Annotated in this window: 17 protein-coding genes; 12 read left to right on the forward strand and 5 right to left on the reverse strand. The window is 45.5% G+C overall.

Annotated elements, in window-relative coordinates; translation table 11 throughout:
- Positions 1-53: 53 nt before the first annotated feature.
- Positions 54-962 carry a tetratricopeptide repeat protein gene (locus tag H0R92_RS02690; RefSeq protein WP_432960905.1) on the reverse strand — a complete coding sequence of 303 codons (909 nt, stop codon included), beginning with the start codon at positions 960-962 and terminating at the stop codon, positions 54-56.
- 286 nt (positions 963-1,248) lie between these two features.
- Here H0R92_RS02690 and H0R92_RS02695 point away from each other — a divergent pair, with 286 nt between their 5' ends.
- The 8 genes from H0R92_RS02695 to H0R92_RS02730 all read left to right on the forward strand — a co-directional run bounded on the left by H0R92_RS02695 (position 1,249) and on the right by H0R92_RS02730 (position 7,988).
- Complete coding sequence (locus H0R92_RS02695; RefSeq protein WP_432960907.1) at positions 1,249-2,421, forward strand: ABC transporter substrate-binding protein; 1,173 nt, start codon at positions 1,249-1,251, stop codon at positions 2,419-2,421.
- On the forward strand, positions 2,411-3,442 hold the full coding sequence (locus H0R92_RS02700; protein ID WP_432960909.1) for a FecCD family ABC transporter permease: 1,032 nt from the start codon (positions 2,411-2,413) through the stop codon (positions 3,440-3,442). The genes H0R92_RS02695 and H0R92_RS02700 overlap by 11 nt, the downstream gene beginning before the upstream one ends.
- Positions 3,439-4,218, forward strand: coding sequence for an ABC transporter ATP-binding protein (locus tag H0R92_RS02705; protein WP_432960911.1), 780 nt, complete (start codon positions 3,439-3,441; stop codon positions 4,216-4,218). Before H0R92_RS02700 ends, H0R92_RS02705 begins: the two co-directional genes overlap by 4 nt.
- Positions 4,215-5,051, forward strand: coding sequence for an energy-coupling factor transporter ATPase (locus H0R92_RS02710; RefSeq protein ID WP_432960913.1), 837 nt, complete (start codon positions 4,215-4,217; stop codon positions 5,049-5,051). The genes H0R92_RS02705 and H0R92_RS02710 overlap by 4 nt, the downstream gene beginning before the upstream one ends.
- Entirely contained in the window at positions 5,036-5,869 is an 834-nt protein-coding gene (locus H0R92_RS02715) for an ATP-binding cassette domain-containing protein (RefSeq protein WP_432960915.1), read from the forward strand. The genes H0R92_RS02710 and H0R92_RS02715 overlap by 16 nt, the downstream gene beginning before the upstream one ends.
- A complete protein-coding gene (locus H0R92_RS02720) occupies positions 5,857-6,690 on the forward strand; it encodes an energy-coupling factor transporter transmembrane component T family protein (protein ID WP_432960917.1) in 834 nt (277 codons plus the stop codon). Before H0R92_RS02715 ends, H0R92_RS02720 begins: the two co-directional genes overlap by 13 nt.
- A 144-nt stretch (positions 6,691-6,834) precedes the next feature.
- Positions 6,835-7,362 carry an ECF transporter S component gene (locus H0R92_RS02725; RefSeq protein WP_428771479.1) on the forward strand — a complete coding sequence of 176 codons (528 nt, stop codon included), beginning with the start codon at positions 6,835-6,837 and terminating at the stop codon, positions 7,360-7,362.
- Positions 7,363-7,403: 41 nt separating this feature from the next.
- The gene (locus H0R92_RS02730; protein WP_432960919.1) at positions 7,404-7,988 is read left to right on the forward strand and encodes a class I SAM-dependent DNA methyltransferase; all 585 of its coding nucleotides are present in this window, start codon (positions 7,404-7,406) and stop codon (positions 7,986-7,988) included.
- Positions 7,989-7,995: 7 nt separating this feature from the next.
- Here H0R92_RS02730 and H0R92_RS02735 read toward each other — a convergent pair whose 3' ends face one another.
- The 4 genes from H0R92_RS02735 to cmk all read right to left on the reverse strand — a co-directional run bounded on the left by H0R92_RS02735 (position 7,996) and on the right by cmk (position 9,908).
- Positions 7,996-8,199: a hypothetical protein gene (locus tag H0R92_RS02735; protein ID WP_432960921.1), complete on the reverse strand. Its 204-nt coding sequence runs from the start codon at positions 8,197-8,199 to the stop codon at positions 7,996-7,998.
- Positions 8,168-8,452 carry a BrnT family toxin gene (locus H0R92_RS02740; RefSeq protein ID WP_432960923.1) on the reverse strand — a complete coding sequence of 95 codons (285 nt, stop codon included), beginning with the start codon at positions 8,450-8,452 and terminating at the stop codon, positions 8,168-8,170. The genes H0R92_RS02735 and H0R92_RS02740 overlap by 32 nt, the downstream gene beginning before the upstream one ends.
- 69 nt (positions 8,453-8,521) lie before the next feature.
- Entirely contained in the window at positions 8,522-9,355 is an 834-nt protein-coding gene (locus H0R92_RS02745) for an A/G-specific adenine glycosylase (RefSeq protein WP_432960925.1), read from the reverse strand.
- Positions 9,345-9,908 carry a (d)CMP kinase gene (gene cmk, locus H0R92_RS02750; RefSeq protein ID WP_428771469.1) on the reverse strand — a complete coding sequence of 188 codons (564 nt, stop codon included), beginning with the start codon at positions 9,906-9,908 and terminating at the stop codon, positions 9,345-9,347. The genes H0R92_RS02745 and cmk overlap by 11 nt, the downstream gene beginning before the upstream one ends.
- Positions 9,909-10,153: 245 nt before the next feature.
- Here cmk and H0R92_RS02755 point away from each other — a divergent pair, with 245 nt between their 5' ends.
- The 4 genes from H0R92_RS02755 to H0R92_RS02770 are packed head-to-tail and all read left to right on the forward strand — an operon-like array spanning position 10,154 to position 14,351.
- Positions 10,154-11,173, forward strand: coding sequence for a radical SAM protein (locus tag H0R92_RS02755; protein WP_432960927.1), 1,020 nt, complete (start codon positions 10,154-10,156; stop codon positions 11,171-11,173).
- 50 nt (positions 11,174-11,223) lie between these two features.
- Positions 11,224-12,096 carry a pyridoxamine kinase gene (locus H0R92_RS02760; protein WP_428771455.1) on the forward strand — a complete coding sequence of 291 codons (873 nt, stop codon included), beginning with the start codon at positions 11,224-11,226 and terminating at the stop codon, positions 12,094-12,096.
- An 18-nt stretch (positions 12,097-12,114) separates the two neighbouring features.
- The gene (locus H0R92_RS02765) at positions 12,115-13,911 is read left to right on the forward strand and encodes a phosphoglucomutase (RefSeq protein ID WP_432960929.1); all 1,797 of its coding nucleotides are present in this window, start codon (positions 12,115-12,117) and stop codon (positions 13,909-13,911) included.
- A gap of 41 nt (positions 13,912-13,952) precedes the next feature.
- The gene (locus H0R92_RS02770; RefSeq protein WP_432960931.1) at positions 13,953-14,351 is read left to right on the forward strand and encodes a DUF3276 family protein; all 399 of its coding nucleotides are present in this window, start codon (positions 13,953-13,955) and stop codon (positions 14,349-14,351) included.
- The last annotated feature ends 178 nt before the right edge of the window (positions 14,352-14,529 follow it).

Below are 14,529 nucleotides of genomic sequence, written 5' to 3' on the forward strand. Positions count from 1 at the left end.
CGTTCCGAAAGCCGGATAATTTTTCGGCTGCCCTGCCCGAATGCCGCACTGTTTTATTTTTTATCCAATTCATCAAGCCGTTTTCGGGCGAATTTCTGTATCCGAGTATCCGGATCTTTAAGCATTCTTTTGTAGTATTTTTTTGCATTTTGTGTATCGCCGTGATCCGCATACCATTTTCCTATATTTCCCAATACAATCCCGTCGGAAGGATTGACTTTTTCGGCCGCTAAAAAAGCTTCCAAAGCCTTTTTATCCTCACCCGTTTGCATATAGACTGCGCCTAAAAAATTGTAGGCATAGATATTTTTCGGATAGGCTTTTGTCTGCGCCAAACAAACCTTTATTTCAGCTTCTTTTGCCTTGGTATCCTTTGCCGTCAATAAAAGTGCATGATAATCGTTTATGCTTTCAAGCATAATATTTTCGGCGTCATTGCCCATCGGCTCATTATTAGACCAAAGCCACTTATGATTTATTTTTTGTGCAACGCCGAATACTTCAATAATTTTTTCGGCCATACGATTATATTCTTTCAGTTCGCCCAAAATCGTTATTTGACCGAAATGCATATCCAAGCGTTCAGGCGCGATTGCCAAGCCCTTATTTAAATATTCCAAAGCCGTTTCGGTATGTGCCCTATCGTATGAAGTTTGTCCGCCGATATAGCCGACCGTTTCTCCGGTATCGGGATCGCTGAAAGCTATTGAAGTTCCCGACTCCGGAGGGACCGTATCTATCGTTAATCCGGAACTGCGTCCTTTTAAAAGATAGTAGTTAAAATAAGCGATAAACATTTCCGGATTATTCGGTTCCGCTTGTTCCCATTGGGGGAGAATAGACTCAAGCTTTTCGAGGTTTTCGCTTCGGATATACAATTCGTAATCCGATTTAAAATCGGCAAACAAGGGGAGTAAAGATAAAGCGAAAATAAATAAACACGGGATAATTTTCTTTTTCATAAAAAAATTGTAGCACAAAGAGCCGGATAATACAAGGTTTAAACCGAGCGGTTAAACAATAACGCCCATTAGACGCATCTCCCATTGTTTTATGCTTGACCTCTTTACGCATTCCGTTTACAATTACTATTCAATTATACGTATGAAGCGTATATGTTTTCCGTGAACGGACTGTATTAACACACATTTCAATTTTATATTTCTACACCAATCTTAGCATGGAGCTATGGGCGAAAGATGAATCGGCCGCCATTAATGTACTTTTTTATTTTAAACGGAGGTCGTTATGAAAAAAATCGTCGGTATTATTATTTTAGTTGTAAGTTTTGTATCTCTTAATGCAAAAGATATAATCGTAACCGATATGCGCGGTGTAAATGTTTCCGTTCCGGATAATCTTGAACGCATTGCCACTATCAGTGACGGTTTTGTTGAAGGAGTTATGACTCACTTAGGCGTCATAAACAAGGTGACGGTTATCGGATCATGGTCGATGAAGCGTGACTATAAATACAGTTTTACAACAGTCGGCGGAGAAGAATATACGCTGCGCGGTTGGAATACTATGAAATATCTGCATCCGTGGCTGAACGATTTACCCTGCATAAATTCACCACAAGGCAATATTATAAATTACGAAACGCTTGCAAGTGCAAATCCGCAGCTGGTTATCCTTCGTGTCGGCGATTGTACATTGCGCGGCGCAAATCCCGAAGCTGTTGAAAAAACTATCGGTACGATTGAAGCATTAGGCATTCCGCTTGTAGTAATTTTTTCGCCGAATTACTACAATAAAGCCGAGCTTTCCTCGATGAGGGAAGAAATGCGGGTTCTCGGCGATATATTCGGTCAAAGAGAAAAAGCTTTAAAATTATTTGATTATTTGGACTCAACCGAAAAAATGATCCGCAAACGAACCGCAACTATAAAAGAAAAGAATAAAGTCAGTATGCTTTATTTGGGATTAAACCCGAATGTAAGAAAAAAAGGTGCGGCCGGTTCCGTTTCCGGCGTCAACACACCCGAATCGTATATAATTGAAGGAATCGCAAATGCAAAAAATGCCTTTACCGGTAAAGGCTCCGGCGTCATTATGAGTGCCGAACAATTATACTCATTGAATCCCGATGTAATTGTGCTTCCTACATCAAACGGGTATCACCCCCCGCGCGAATTATATGAATCACCCGATTTTCAAATTTTGCAGGAATTAAAAGCGGTAAAAAATAAACGGGTCTATGCAATGCCCTGGTCACCGATGAATTGTGCCCGCCGCGTTGAATACCCCATAGACATGCTGATTATTGCAAAAGCGGCATATCCTGATAAATTTAAAGACATTAAAGTTCATAAATTTGTTTTACAGTTTTATAAAGACGTATATAACGTAAACGATAAAGATGCCGAGGCATTGAGAAGCGAACAAATATTGGACTGGACTGTAGAATATGATTTTTAATTCGGCCGCAATAAAACAAAAAAAGATTTTTATTGCTTTATTGCTTCTTATGCTTATTGTATGCATTGTCTATGCACTGACAGCCGGAAATTATGCTATTTCTCTTAAAAAAATCGGGGAAATTCTGCTTTTTAAATTTTTCGGACGGAAAAACACTGCTATAACGAAAATGGATGAAATTGTTTTTTGGACAATACGTTTCCCCCGTGTTTTAAATGCAATGCTTATAGGCTTTGCTCTTTCGGCTGCAGGAACCGCATATCAGGGCTGTTTCCGCAATCCTCTTGTAGAGCCCTTTATTTTGGGAGCTTCTTCGGGAGCAGCCTTCGGTGCTGCAGTCGGTATTGTTTTTAACACATTCTTTTTAAGTGTTTCAGTCAGTGCATTTATTTTTTCGCTTGCAGCGGTAGCAATTTCTTATTTGCTTGCGCGAAATAAAAGCGGAGTACCGGTTGTGGCCCTTATTTTGTCGGGTGTTATAGTCGGTTCCATATTTTCCGCCTTTGTTTCGCTTATCAAATATGTAAGTGAAGATACGCAATTACGTGAAATAACATTTTGGATGATGGGCGGACTATATTATTCAACATGGAGTGATATACAATTAAACGCTCCCTTTATATTGGCAGGCTTTTTTTTGATTTGGATTCTTTCGTGGAAACTTAATCTTTTATCTTTAGGCGACCGCGATGCGCAAAGCTTGGGTATTCATCCGGAACGTTATAAATTCATTTTTATTGTTTTAGCAACCCTGCTTACTTCCGTATCCGTTTCGGGAGCCGGAATTATCGCATGGATAGGTTTAATGATGCCACACGCGGCACGGCTTTTGATGGGACCGGATAATCGTTTTGTTGTCCCCGTGTCCGCAATATTGGGCGCCTTATATTTAATCCTTTGCGATACATTGGCACGAACCCTTACAACAGCTGAAATTCCTGTCGGAATCATCACATCAATCGCCGGAGCCCCCTTTTTATTATTCCTTCTGCGCTCCAATCGTAAAGAGTTGTCAAAATGAACGAATTTATGCTTCAATCTTCCGAATTGGAATTCTCATACACAAAGACCCCTATCCTTCAAAAAGTAAGCGTAAATGTACGCAAGGGTGCCTTATGCGGTTTTTTGGGACCGAACGGCAGCGGAAAAACCACTTTTTTCAAATGCTGTTTGAATTTTTTAAAACCCCACGCGGGAGAAATTTTTATCGATAATCACAATTCTCTAGAACTGAAACCGGCCCATATGGCCCGCTGTGTATCATACGTTCCGCAGGATACCGCCGTTTCCTTTGCTTTCAGCGTTTTGGAACTGGTGTTAATGGGACGTTCACCTCATATGGGCGGAATATTCGGAGTAGCAAAAAAAGATTACGATGCGGCATATGAGGCTATTGAAGCGGTCGGGCTAAAACCGTTCATACACACACCCGTTACCGAATTAAGCGGCGGTCAGCGGCAGCTTGTTTTTATAGCACGGGCATTGGCGCAAAAAACTCCCCTAATGATTTTAGACGAACCGGCGTCCGCTCTTGACTTTAAAAATCAAATCTTACTTTGGAGACTGCTCACGGATATAGTAAAAACCGGAAGAACCGTTATCGTATGCACTCATGACCCGAATCATATTTTATGGTTTTGTACCGATGTCGTTGCATTTTATGACGGAAAAGTTGCAGACCAAGGTATAGTCGATTCAACAATGAAGCAGAATTTATTATCCCGATTGTACGGAGATGATTGCCGAATTCATACAATAGGAGATGATAAAGTTATCTATCCGGAACGATACCGATGACCGACAGTACAATACAAGCCGAACATATTGATTATTCATATCCCGAAGAAAACACGGCTCCCGCCCTGCAGGATATAAACTTTTGTGCACAAAAAGGCGAGTTTATAGCCTTTATCGGTGCCAACGGAAGCGGAAAAACGACTTTTGCACGGCATATTAACGGCTTGCTTAAAATCCGAAAGGGAACATTAAAAACCGCCGGTTTCGATGTAAGCAATCCCGATTGTTTATGGGAACTGCGGAAACACTGCGGTATGGTATTCCAAAATCCGGACAATCAATTCGTTTCGCCGCTTATCGAAGAAGATACGGCTTTCGGTCTTGAAAATTACGATTGGCCGACCGGCGAAATTCCCGGTTTGGTACATAAGGCATTGGAACAAGTCGGTTTGGCCGGTTATGAAAAAAAATCTCCGTCCATGCTTTCAGGCGGACAAAAGCAAAAGCTCGCCCTTGCGGGAGTGCTGGTTATGAAGCCGGACATTATCATTTTCGATGAAGCGACCTCTATGCTCGACCCTTGCGGTAAAGCGGAAGTTATGAATGAAATCCGCAAAATGCATGCCGAAAAAAATAAAACCTTGATTATCATAACGCATTCAGCCGAAGAAGCCGCTCAAGCCGACCGCATTCTTGTTTTTAACAAAGGGCGAATCGTGGCCGACGGAAAGCCGTGCGATATTTTTTCCGATGAAAAGCTTTTGCAGTCGGCGGGATTGGAACCTCCCTTAAGCGTGCGGTTTTATCTGGATTTGAAAAAAAACGGCATTGAGCTTACAAGCTGTCCTCTAACTGTGGACGAATTGGCGGAGCAATTATGTGCATTGATGTAAAAAATATTTCATACACATATCTTAAAAACACCGAATTCGAACACAAAGCCCTGCAAAACATAAACATAAAAATCAACCGAGGCGAGTTTTTGGGGATTATGGGAACAACGGGAAGCGGTAAAACAACCTTTTTACATTGCCTTGCCGGTTTAATCACTCCCGAAACCGGCTCGATAGAATACGCCCAAACAAAAGCGAAAACGGGATTTATATTTCAGTATCCGGAACACCAGCTTTTCGCCTCAACCGTTTTTGCGGACATTGCATTCGGATTAAAAAAATATAAATTGCCGGCCGAACAAGTGAAGGAAAAAGTGTATGCGGCAATGCGGCAAGTACATTTGGCGCCTGAAATATTTTCGGAGCGCTTCCCCTACTCATTGTCGGGCGGGGAAAAACGCAAAGCCGCTATTGCAGGCGTTCTCGTATCCGAACCCGATATCTTGCTGCTTGACGAAAGCGCCTCAGGCCTTGATGCTTCTTCGCGCAAAAGCATATTCGGCTGCATTAAAAACATACACAAAAAGGGTAAAACCGTGGTAATGATTTCTCACGCTCCGGACTGTCTTGCCGAATATTGCAGCCGTATCGCCGTATTTAAAGAGGGGCGTATAGTAAAATGCGATACCCCGCAACACATACTGTCGGATACGGCCTTATTACAAAAAAGCGGAATTGAAACATCGACGCCGGCAAAAATCGTACAAGCTTGTGCCGAAAAAGGCATACGGCTTAAACCGCACATCGGGTATACAAGCCTGTTCGATGAAGTCCTTTTACGGATACAAAAAAAAGGAGGTGCCCGATGCAACGCATAAATATCGGAACATTTTACAGCGGCAGCTCTTTTATGCACGGCTTGGCGGCGCAAACAAAAATCGTTTCGCTCCTTTTTTTTATTGCCGCCGAGGTGTGTACGCAAAATCTCACAGGTTTTGTAATATTATCGGTACCCGTATTTTTTTCGATTGTACTGTCGAATACCCCTCTGCGTCTTTTATTTTGCGGCCTCAAAAACACCCTGATTTTTTTATGTGTGATTTTTATCTTAAACAGCCTTTTTTACGGCACAAGCGGCAGTTTGTGGAGTTTCGGTATTATACATATTACAAAGGACGGTATCGTACAGGGGCTTCGGATAGTATGCCGCATTATACATATCGTTATAGCTTCATCGATTATAAATGCGACCACCGCTCCTAAAAAGATAAGCGACGCTTTGTGCCGCCTTCTTTATCCGCTGCGTTTTTTTAAAATTCCGATAGAAACCTTTGCTTTGATGATAAACATCGCCGTACAGTTTATTCCCGTTATTTTAGCGGAAACCGAAAAAATTATAAGTGCGCAAAAAATGCGCGGCGCTTTTTCGGACAAAAAGGCGCTTTTGTACGGCGCAAAGCACAGGTTCCGTTTGCACAATGTTTTACAAGGGAAAAATATCTTACCCCTTATTTTACCCGTTTTTTTGACGGCATTTCAGCGTGCCGACGAATTGGCAATCGCAATGGAAGCGCGCGGCTACAGAGGAGAACGGAAGCGGAAAATTCCGCCTGAAAAAAAGCGTTTACGCGATTACGCCGTTATGACCGGTTCGGTTTTGTGTTGTTTTGTTGCGATGCTTTTTTTCAGATCATCTTAAGCAAAGCGGAAAAACCTATACCCGGTCTTTGATGAGGAAGCAGGGGGCCGGCACAAAACCGACGTTTTCGGCCAGCCCCTTACTATACGGGAAATTGTAAAACCGGACGGTTTTGTTCCCGCAATTTTTTTTAAGGAGGACACTATGTCTTTTTCAAAACAAATTGTTTTCAGCGCCGTATGTATAGCGCTCTGCGTTGTACTTCCCATGGCCTTTCACGCAATTCCCGGCGGCGGAAGCGTATTTTTGCCCATGCATATCCCCGTTCTTTTATGCGGGCTTATTTGCGGCTGGCCGTTCGGCCTTGCATGCGGTTTGGCAGGCCCGCTTTTGTCGAGCTTGTTAACGGGAATGCCGCCGGCAGCTTTTTTGCCTAAAATGCTGTGCGAACTTGCCGTATACGGATTTGCAAGCGGTTTATTTGCAAAACTCATTCATACAAAAAATTTTTTTGCCGATATGTATATAAGCCTTATCGCTTCCATGCTTTTAGGACGCATTATTGCAGGTATATTGAGCGCACTGATTTTTGCACCCGGTAAATACTCGATGGCGGCATGGACAACCGCATACTTTGTAAAATCGTTCCCCGGAATTATCATTCAAATTGTTTTAATTCCGTTCATCGTTTTTGCATTGGAAAAATCGAAATTGATTCCGAAGCGCTATTAAAAAGCACTCTGTTAAAACGGTAACGGCGGAGGAGATACTGTATGAATAAAAAAACGGTTAAAGACTTTTTTGACAATCTTGCAAAAGATTGGGATACTTTTGTAAAACCCGATTCCGCCGTTATCGAAAAGATTCTCGATTATGCCGATATCCGAAACGGCTGTTCCGTTTTGGATGTTGCCTGCGGTACGGGGATTTTATTCCCCTATTATCTTAAACGCAATCCGCTTTCGGTTACTGCCGTCGATTTATCGGAAAAAATGTGTGCCGCCGCGCAAAAAAAATGCACCGACAAACGCATACACATTATCTGTGCCGACATTCTCGATACAAAAACCGCCTTCGATAAAGCCGAACGCTGCCTTGTATTTAACGCTTTCCCGCACTTCGGAAACGCAAAAAATGCGGTTCAAGCTCTGTGCCGCCGTCTTGTACCCGGCGGCATTTTAACGGTTGCACATTCGGAAAGCCGCGAATCGATCAATAAACGACACAAAGAACGTGCATTTTCCGTTTCCGAGCCGCTTCCGCCCGCCGCCGATTTAGCCGATATTTTTTCGAAGCACACGGAAATCATTCATGCCTTTGAAGACGAATCTCTGTACATCGTTTCCGGCCGTATATAAAACTGTTTTACCTATCCCGCTTTGAGTTTTGCAGCTGACGGACACCGTGCGCTTCGTAATACGGCTTAAATTGAGCTAATTGTTCTTGTGTTTGCTTCGGACAATCTTCATCATATATAGGTTTTGCATTCCATATAATTTCTTTTTCGGCAGCCGTCAAAGGCGGGAGTTCTTTGAGTTCATCTAAGGTTATAGTTACGATAGTACTCATCGGTTTCCTCCTTATCCGCTTTTCTTGCAGATATAATTCGTATGCGGCTGTTGACTTCCACATATACAACAAAAAGTATATCCTCAACCTTGCCTATCACATTCCAACGATCCTCATATATGGTCGAATGTTCCGTATCATATTTATCAAGACGTTTTTCATCAAGAAAAACCCGCACCGCAAGTTCAAAGGAAATACCGTCATGCTTTTTTTTATTTATACGGTTTTTATCCTCATCCCATTCAAATGTCATAGGCTTCCTATATTAAATGTACACCGATTCCTGCAATTTGTCTACAAAAAATTACGGATAAATCCTCTTTCACCGAATCCGGTACAGTTGCCCGTCCGCACTTATGATTTTTTCCGCTGCAAGGGCACAGGCGGCTTTTTCCAAAAGTTCGGGGTCTATGTTTTCTTTTTGCGCAATGTCGTACAAGGCAGAACCGGAAGCCGAGTTTACAAGACAGCGGATAATCGCGCCGCGCGCTTGGCGCAACGAGCCTTCAAAGCGCGACTGTTTTGTATAGTGGCGGCTTTTGCGAGACGGATTTTCAACCTTTTTTTTAAGTGCCGCCCCGTAATCCATAAGCGCATAGTACCACAGCCGCGGATTTTCGCGGTATAAAGTTTGTTCGATAAGATAAAGCAAATCGGTATCCTTTACCTCACGACCTGCGGCATCGGGAAAAAAGAAAAAGATATATACCGAACGTATGTTCGTTTCTATAAACACTTCGGGTTTGTTAAAGGCAAAGGTACATACCGCACGGGCGGTATAAGGCCCTATGCCGGGAAGGGCGTCCAATGCTTCGGGAGTGTCCGGAAAGCGGCTCGTTTCTTTGAGTATTGAACCGAGCCGTTTGGCCGCCTCGTGTAAAAAACGCGCGCGGCGGTTATAGCCCAAACCGCTCCACAGGGCTAAAACATCGGCAAGAGGAGCGGCGGCAAGACTTTCAACATCGGGGAAACGCCCAAGCCATGCAAGGTATTTAGGAAGCACGCGCTCGGTTTGCGTTTGCTGAAGCATAATTTCGGAAACAAGAATCTCATAGGGATTAACCGTATGCCGCCACGGAAAATCCCGCCCTTCGCGCTCATAAAAGTCCAAAATGCTTCGGCGGAACTCGGCTGTTTTTTCCGTATCAAGAGTCACGGACAATCAATCCTTTTTTTTCCAAAGCTTCCAAAATCATATCGACAATTTGTTCGGGATTATATTGTTCGGTATCTATAATCAAATCGGCAAAGGAAAAATCATCGTTATCTATATTGTAGAGTTTTTTATAGCGGCCGGAATCTTCGGCATCGCGCATGCGCGTAAATGCCTTTACTTTTTCAATATCGCCGCATTCGCGCTTACAAATACGCCTCGCACGCACATCCTCGCCCGCACGTAAATACACTTTAAAGTCCGCTTCTTTAAGCATCCATATGGCAAGGCGCGAACCGAGTACGCAGGATTGTTTTCGGGCAAGCTCTACCTGCCTTGTATCCACCGCAATATCGAAACCGTCATCGGTTTTCGCGCGCTCTATAATTTCGGCAAGGCTTAAACCCGTTTCTTCGGAAAGGCTGCGGAAGGTAAAATTAATCATCGTAATACCCAAGGCGTCGGCAAGCAGTTTGCTTACAGTTGTATTTCCGCAGCCGCTTTTTCCCGAAACGGCAATACGCAGTTCTTTTCCTGCGGGGATTTTGTGTATCATGCGCTAAGGCTACCAAAAAAAGGGCTTTTATTCAATAAGGCAGCTTCAGATACGCCGTAAGCAGCTGGCCAAAACTTCTTTTTCACATGTTTTTAAGAGGGGGAGCAGCCCCTTCTGCTTGCGGCTCCCCCCGGCTTCAGCCGCGCTTGAAAACACCTAAACGCGCGTCTTTCGCCGCCCCCTCGCCCCCTACAATTTTAGCACTCCCTTTGACTTTTCACGCTTTTTGTGGTACAACGGCATAGATGACGGATGCACAATACATATTCGGCCCCATTCCTTCCAGAAGGCTCGGCCGCTCGCTGGGCGTAAGCCCCGTTCCCGAAAAAACCTGCAATTATACCTGCGTGTACTGCCAGCTCGGGCGCACCGCTCACATGATAAACGAGCGGCGTCTTTTTTATCCGGTCGATGCGATTATCGGTGAACTCAAAACCTTTTTGCAATCGGGTATTCCCTTTGATGTTATAACCGTTGTCGGCGAAGGAGAACCCACCCTGTACAGCGCACTCGGAGAACTTATCGGGCACATCAAGCTTTTATCGCAGGCACCGGTCGCCGTCATTACAAACGGGGCACTAATGGGCGATAAGGCGGTGCGCGAAGACCTTTCCCGCGCCGATATAGTGCTTCCCTCCCTCGACGCCTTCGACGAAGAATCGTGGAAAAAAATCAACCGCCCCTATCCCCGCCTCGATTTTAAAGCGGCGCTCGAAGGGCTTATACAATTCGGCAGCGAATATGCCGGAGAAATCTGGCTTGAAATAATGCTTGTAGAAGGCATAAACACATCGGATGCCGCCCTTGCCGCCTTAAAAAAGCTCTGCGGTTCGATACGGCATGACAGGCTCTACATAAATACGGCGGTGCGCCCTCCTGCCGAAAACTGGGCAAAACCGGCTTCAGCCGAAACGGTACAAAAAGCCGCAGCCTTATTAAACGGCATTTCTATAGACAGGCTTTCGGACGGCGGCTTTTACAGCAATATTGAAGATATCTACGAAGCCGTCATCAGCATTATACGGCGGCACCCGATGAACCGCTTTGAAATACAAAGCTTTTACGAATCGCGCCGCACATCGGATGCGCCCTCCGTCTCCGCAAAAAGCGGTACAGACATAACAGATACCGACACACGCACAAACAGGGCGGAAAATCCGGCCGGAAGCAAAGCCGCCCTTGAAAACATATTTTCGCGCCTCGATACGGATAAGCGGGTTGTCCCTTCGGTATACAAAGGCATTGTAACCTACCGCTTACAGTAACGCAAAAGAGCGGCGTCGTACTAAAGAGCCTGTAATAAGGAGTATAAAACATGCAGCCTACGGTAAAAAGAACGGCGGCTATTCACGATTTATCGGGATTCGGCCGCTCATCGCTTACGGTTATCATTCCCACCCTTTCGGTTATGGGCATTCAAGTATGTCCCGTTCCCACCGCAGTACTGTCCACCCATTCGGGAGGCTTTACCGATTATCTTTTTCACGATTTAACCGACATTATGCGCGATTACACCGCCCATTGGAAAAAAACGGGTTTAAGCTTTGACTGCATTTATTCGGGTTTTCTCGGTTCTCCGCGCCAAGCCGCCATCGTATCCGACATCATCGACGACTTTAAAACAAAAGACAGCCTCACCGTCGTAGACCCCGTTATGGGCGATAACGGCAGTCTGTATAATTCCGTGTCGAAAGATATGATACCCGAAATGCGAAAACTTATCGCAAAGGCCGACATAATCGTACCGAACTGTACCGAAGCCGCCCTGCTTTTGGGTAAAGAACAAGCCGATTTTTTGGACAAAGCCGAAATAAAGCAGTGGCTTCAGGAACTGTCGGATATGGGGCCGGAAACCGTCGTTATTACAAGCGTTCCCGACGGAAAAAATGCCGGACAGATAAACACCGTTGCATACGAAAAAAAAAGCGGCTCGTTTTGGAAAGTATCGGCGCAGCGGCTTCCGGGAATGTATCCGGGAACGGGAGACACCTTCGCCTCGGTTATGATAGGAAGCCTCCTTCACGGAGAAAGCCTTCCCGTTTCAATCGACAAAGCGGTACAGTTTATATCCCAATGCATACAAACAAGCAGAGGCTATACCTACCCGCGAAAATACGGTACACTGTTGGAACAAAAACTGCACTTGCTTTTGGAGCCATGGCTTATCGCCGGCTTTGAAGATTTATAAATAAGTACGGAGAACATAATGAAAAGCGCCTTTGATACAGCTTATAAATCGATGATTTTGTCGGCATCAGGCTGGCGTATGGTATTCGCTTCTTCGGGAAATGAAGAAGACGCAAGTCCCGAATTAACCGAAGAAAAGGGGGCAATCGCCGTTTTGGCAGCGCACGCCTTTGCAAAATATATAACCGATAAAAAAGGAAAAAACTGTACCGTTGTCGTCGGTACCGACACCAGACCCACGGGCAAGGCTATAGCCGACCGCATGATACGGGGCCTTGCAGCCTCGGGCGTACAAGTGCGTTTTATCGGCGTGAGTGCGGCTCCGGAAATTATGAGTTATGCAAAAACGGCCGACGGCTTTGCATACATTTCGGCAAGCCACAATCCGATCGGCCACAACGGTATAAAATTCGGCCTTGCCGACGGCGGCGTTATTCCCGCCGAAGAAGCCTCGCAAGTAATTCAATTTTTTAGAACCCTCTGCGAATCGGACAATCCCGAAGCGGAAGCCGAACGGATTTTTGCCCTCTGCCCCGCCGAAGCGGCCGATAAAATATACGCCGAAAGCCCCGCATACAAAAAAGAGGCGCTCGGCTACTACCGTAATTTTACGCGCCTTGTCGTAAGCGCACAAAGCGAAAAAACACAACAGGACGCTTTTTTTACCGAAATAAAAACCGCCCTGCAAAAATCCCCCCTTTCGGCCGTCTGCGATATGAACGGAAGCGCACGCTGTCTTTCAATCGATAAGGATTTTTTAAGCGAAAACGGAGTCGGTTTTTATGCAATCAACGATACGGCCGGCAGCATAGCGCACGCAATCATTCCCGAACCGGAAAACCTTGTGCACTGCGCGCGCGAAATGGAGCGCTTACAGCGGGCGGGAACGTCAAGCGCCCTTTTAGGTTATATGCCCGACTGCGACGGCGACCGCGGCAATATAGTGTATTGGAATGAAAAAACACAAAACTGCGAAGTTCTTGCCGCTCAGGAAGTTTTTGCCCTTTCGGTGCTTTCCGAATTGGCATTCCGCTGCCGCCAAAACGGGGCGGAAAAAACGGCCGTATCGGTAAACGGTGCAACCTCAATGCGCATAGACGAAATTGCGCGCGCTTTCGGGGCAGAAGTACACCGCGCGGAAGTCGGCGAAGCCAATATCGTAAACCTTGCCCGCTCGCTTCGCAAAAGCGGATACGCCGTTCCCATTTTAGGCGAAGGTTCAAACGGCGGCAACATCACCCACCCTGCCGCAGTGCGCGACCCCATGAACACCCTCTTTGCCCTTATAAAACTGCTTACGATTAAGGACAGCGAAGGGCACAAGGGCTTGTTTCATCTGTGGTGTTCGCTTTCGGGCCGCGAACACTTATACAAAGAAAACTTCAGCTTTGCCGATATCATTGCAAGTCTTCCCGCCTATACGACAACGGGCGTGTCCGACCGGCGGGCGCTTATGAAGATACGGGACAAAAACCATGCCGAATTAAAACGGCGATTTCAGCGCATATTTACCGAAGAATGGCCGCAAAAAAAAGAAAGCTTGCGCGCATATGGTATAGAATCGTGGGAAGCTGCGGCAACGGTCGGCACAAAAGAAATAGTGAATCCCGAAGATTTCGGCGTATCCGGTACGGGCGGTTTAAAAATCATCTTTAAAGACGGACAAAACAAAAAAACCGCCTTTATGTGGATGCGCGGCAGCGCTACCGAACCGGTATTCCGCATTCTCTGCGATGTACGCGGCACAAACAAAAAAGCGGAAGCCGAACTTATCGACTGGGAACGCTCTATGCTTGCAAAAGCCGACACTCTATGATACACTTTTTACATATTTTGAAATAAAAAAGGCGGTTTTATATGGGCGCACGGGGTGAATTGTTTACCACGCAAATTGTACTGGAAAACAGATCTTATTTTTTTAACGTAAAGGAAAACCGCACCGGCGATGTGTTTTTACAGATTGTCGAAAGCAAAAATAAAAACGGTGAAGCGTTCGACCGCCATCAAATAGCGGTGTTTGCCGAAGACATGCAAAAATATCTTCAGGGCTTTGAAAGCGCCCTTTCCTTTATTCAAAAACACGAAAAAGAAAAACAAAAGCTCGACGCCCAAAAAAAGCAGGCTAAAAAAGCCGTATACCGCAGCAAGGCAAAAGAGGCGGATACCCCGAAAGCCTCCGGCGCACGAGTAGATTCGGCCCAAGTAAAACGTACCGGCAGAGTTCACGTCGTTTCCAAACGAAAAAAAGACGATTAAAAAATCGGGCACATCCGCTGTGATGTGTACCCCCCATCCGCTCGGGAGAGCCTGACCCATCCGCTCGGGAGAGCCTGACCCATCCGCTCGGGAGAGCCTGACCCATCCGCTCGGGAGAGCCTGACCCATCCGCTCGGGAGAGCCTAACCCATCCGCTCGGATGGGCACCCCTATTTTT

This window comes from Treponema sp. OMZ 840 (assembly GCF_050937815.1).
Lineage (GTDB): Bacteria > Spirochaetota > Spirochaetia > Treponematales > Treponemataceae > Treponema_C.

Bases quoted from the DNA above. Each gene is read 5' to 3' on its own strand.
- H0R92_RS02715 (WP_432960915.1), top strand. From the start codon at position 5,036: ATGTGCATTGATGTAAAAAATATTTCATACACATATCTTAAAAACACC.
- H0R92_RS02695 (WP_432960907.1), top strand. From the start codon at position 1,249: ATGAAAAAAATCGTCGGTATTATTATTTTAGTTGTAAGTTTTGTATCT.
- H0R92_RS02770 (WP_432960931.1), top strand. From the start codon at position 13,953: ATGGGCGCACGGGGTGAATTGTTTACCACGCAAATTGTACTGGAAAAC.
- cmk (WP_428771469.1), bottom strand. From the start codon at position 9,908: ATGATACACAAAATCCCCGCAGGAAAAGAACTGCGTATTGCCGTTTCG.
- H0R92_RS02700 (WP_432960909.1), top strand. From the start codon at position 2,411: ATGATTTTTAATTCGGCCGCAATAAAACAAAAAAAGATTTTTATTGCT.
- H0R92_RS02690 (WP_432960905.1), bottom strand. From the start codon at position 962: ATGAAAAAGAAAATTATCCCGTGTTTATTTATTTTCGCTTTATCTTTA.
- H0R92_RS02755 (WP_432960927.1), top strand. From the start codon at position 10,154: ATGACGGATGCACAATACATATTCGGCCCCATTCCTTCCAGAAGGCTC.
- H0R92_RS02720 (WP_432960917.1), top strand. From the start codon at position 5,857: ATGCAACGCATAAATATCGGAACATTTTACAGCGGCAGCTCTTTTATG.
- H0R92_RS02765 (WP_432960929.1), top strand. From the start codon at position 12,115: ATGAAAAGCGCCTTTGATACAGCTTATAAATCGATGATTTTGTCGGCA.
- H0R92_RS02725 (WP_428771479.1), top strand. From the start codon at position 6,835: ATGTCTTTTTCAAAACAAATTGTTTTCAGCGCCGTATGTATAGCGCTC.
- H0R92_RS02760 (WP_428771455.1), top strand. From the start codon at position 11,224: ATGCAGCCTACGGTAAAAAGAACGGCGGCTATTCACGATTTATCGGGA.
- H0R92_RS02730 (WP_432960919.1), top strand. From the start codon at position 7,404: ATGAATAAAAAAACGGTTAAAGACTTTTTTGACAATCTTGCAAAAGAT.
- H0R92_RS02705 (WP_432960911.1), top strand. From the start codon at position 3,439: ATGAACGAATTTATGCTTCAATCTTCCGAATTGGAATTCTCATACACA.
- H0R92_RS02710 (WP_432960913.1), top strand. From the start codon at position 4,215: ATGACCGACAGTACAATACAAGCCGAACATATTGATTATTCATATCCC.
- H0R92_RS02735 (WP_432960921.1), bottom strand. From the start codon at position 8,199: ATGAGTACTATCGTAACTATAACCTTAGATGAACTCAAAGAACTCCCG.
- H0R92_RS02740 (WP_432960923.1), bottom strand. From the start codon at position 8,452: ATGACATTTGAATGGGATGAGGATAAAAACCGTATAAATAAAAAAAAG.